Origin of the sequence: Archangium sp., from assembly GCF_036388035.1 — a bacterium.
Lineage (GTDB): Bacteria > Myxococcota > Myxococcia > Myxococcales > Myxococcaceae > Archangium.
The window spans coordinates 1-2508 of record NZ_DASVSO010000931.1; the positions used below are offsets into that span (position 1 = coordinate 1).

A 2508-nucleotide genomic window follows, 5' to 3' on the forward strand; every position below is an offset into this window, starting at 1 on the left:
CGCGCTCAACAGCGTGAACGTCTCGGCGGGCGTCGTGACCGAGCGGCTGCGGGGCCTGCATGTGTCCGGCATCTTCCGGGCCGTCGAGCTGCTGGACGAGCACCCGTCGGACCTGGGGACCTTCCTCACCGTCGATCCCAAGGGGAAGCAGCTGCCGGCCTACCTGAAGGCGCTGGCGCGGAAGCTCGCCCAGGAGCGCGCGGCGGTGATGGAGGAGGTGCACACGCTGTGCGAGAGCATCGAGCACATCAAGGCCGTGGTGAGCATGCAGCAGGAGCACGCGCGCTCGGCCGGGATGGAGGAGCCCTTGCCGGTGTCGGAACTGCTCGACGACGCGCTGCGCCTGCACGCGATGTCCTTCGAGCGGCTGGGCATCCAACTGCGGCGCGAGTACGTCCCGGGGCCCGTGGTGTGGGCGGACCGGCACAAGCTGCTGCAGATCCTGCTCAACCTCCTGAACAACGCCCGGCACGCGTTGATGGAGAGCGGGCGGCCGGACAAACAGCTCATCCTCCGGGTGGGCCCGGGGGAGGGGGGGAGGCTGCGCATCGAGGTGGCCGACAACGGGGTGGGCATCGCCCCGGAGAACCTGCCGAGGCTGTTCACCCAGGGCTTCACCACGAAGAAGGGCGGGCACGGCTTCGGGCTGCACATCAGCGCGCTGGCGGCCGAGGAGATGCGGGGCTCCCTCGCCTGTGTCAGCGCCGGACCTGGCCAGGGAGCCACCTTCACCGTCGAGCTGCCCGCCGGAGGCGCGCCCTCGAAGCCCCTGAGGACCCGGGAGGTGTTCGAGAGCGGTGGCGTACCGGGAGCGGCGTGAAGCCCGGGAGAGGTCGCTTGCCGGGTGGGTGACGAGGCGAGAGGGACTTCACCCGGGGTGAGGGGGAGCCTGTGTTTCCGGGCTTGCACGGACCCTCGAACCCCGGCATGGATTGCTCGATGACTGCCCGCCCCCTCGCCACCACCGCGTCGAGTCACCGTCTCTCCGTCGCGCCGATGATGGATTGGACGGATCGCCACGACCGCTACTTCCTGCGCCTGCTGTCGAAGCGCACGCGGCTCTACACGGAGATGGTGACCACCGGTGCCATCCTCCATGGGGACAAGGGGCGGCACCTCGACTACTCCCCCGAGGAGCATCCGCTCGCCCTGCAGCTGGGTGGCAGTGATCCGGCGCAGCTCGCCGAGTGCGCCCGCATCGCGGAGCAGTGGGGCTATGACGAGGTGAACCTGAACGTCGGCTGTCCCTCGGACCGCGTGCAGAACGGCATGTTCGGCGCGTGCCTGATGGCGAAGCCGGACCTCGTGGCCCGCTGTGTCGAGGCGATGCGCGGCGCCACCCGCCTGCCCGTCACCGTCAAGCACCGGCTCGGCATCGATGACCTCGACTCGTATGAGCTGCTGACCCACTTCATCCGGACCGTCAGCGGGGCGGGCTGCGACACCTTCATCGTGCATGCCCGCAAGGCGTTCCTCCAGGGACTCAGCCCCAAGGAGAACCGGGATGTTCCCCCGCTTCGCTACGAGGTCGTGCGGCAGCTCAAGACGGACTTCCCGCACCTCACCCTCTCGCTCAACGGCGGCGTGAAGTCCCTGGACGAGGCGCGCGCGCACCTGGAGTGGGCCGATGGGGTGATGATCGGCCGCGAGGCGTACCAGAACCCGTACATGCTCGCGCTCGCGGACTCGCGGATCTTCGGCGAGGAGGGCCCCGCGCCCACCCGCCGCCAGGTGGTGGAGGCCCTGCTGCCGTACGCCGAGGCGATGCTGTCGCGTGGCGAGCACCTGTCCCGGCTCACGCGCCACATCCTGGGGCTCTTCGCCGGTCAGCCGGGAGCACGCGGCTGGAGGCGGGTGCTGAGTGAGCGGGCCTGTCGGCCCGGCGCGGGGATGGAGGTCCTCCAGGATGCGCTCGCCCAGGTGCCGGCTCGGGTCCTGGACGAGCCCGCCGTGCCCGAGCCCGTCGCCGCCTGAGACAGGAACCCATGACCGCTCCAGCCTCACCCCCCGAGACGCCCAAGCCCACGACGACTCCCCTGAATCTGCTCGACCCCGAGTTCCGCGCCAATCCGTATCCGACCTATGCGCGGCTGCGGCACGAACTGCCGGTGTGTCGCGTGGAGCCGGGCGGGATGTGGGCCGCCTTCCGCTACGACGACGTGGTGAACGGCTACAAGAACTCCGAGAAGTTCTCGTCCGGCGCCATCCGCGCGGCCGGAGAGCCACCCTGGCTGGGCCGCGACAACCCGATGAGCAGCTCGCTCCTGGGGCTGGATCCTCCGCAGCACGGACGGCTGCGCGCGCTGGTCAACCGGGCCTTCGGGCCCCACACCCTCGCGCGGATGGAGCCCCGCATCCGCACATGGGCCCAGGATCTCGTCGGCAAGCTGGTGGCGCGCCGCCAGGTGGACTTCGTGAGCGAGTTCTCCCTGCCCCTGCCTTCCGCCGTCATCGGCGAGCTGCTGGGGTTGGATCCCTCGCTCCAGTCGAGCTTCAAGCGCTGGTCGG

Annotated in this window: 2 protein-coding genes and 1 pseudogene; all 3 read left to right on the forward strand. The window is 70.2% G+C overall.

Annotated features, from left to right (window positions below):
• On the forward strand, positions 1-820 hold an 820-nt coding region (locus VF697_RS38605), incomplete at its 5' end, for a sensor histidine kinase (RefSeq protein WP_331103039.1).
• A gap of 119 nt (positions 821-939) precedes the next feature.
• Complete coding sequence (gene dusA / locus VF697_RS38610; protein WP_331103041.1) at positions 940-1974, forward strand: tRNA dihydrouridine(20/20a) synthase DusA; 1035 nt, start codon at positions 940-942, stop codon at positions 1972-1974.
• A gap of 11 nt (positions 1975-1985) precedes the next feature.
• Positions 1986-2508: pseudogene (locus VF697_RS38615) on the forward strand (cytochrome P450); the annotation flags it as partial.

Bases quoted from the DNA above. Each gene is read 5' to 3' on its own strand.
- dusA (WP_331103041.1), top strand. From the start codon at position 940: ATGACTGCCCGCCCCCTCGCCACCACCGCGTCGAGTCACCGTCTCTCC.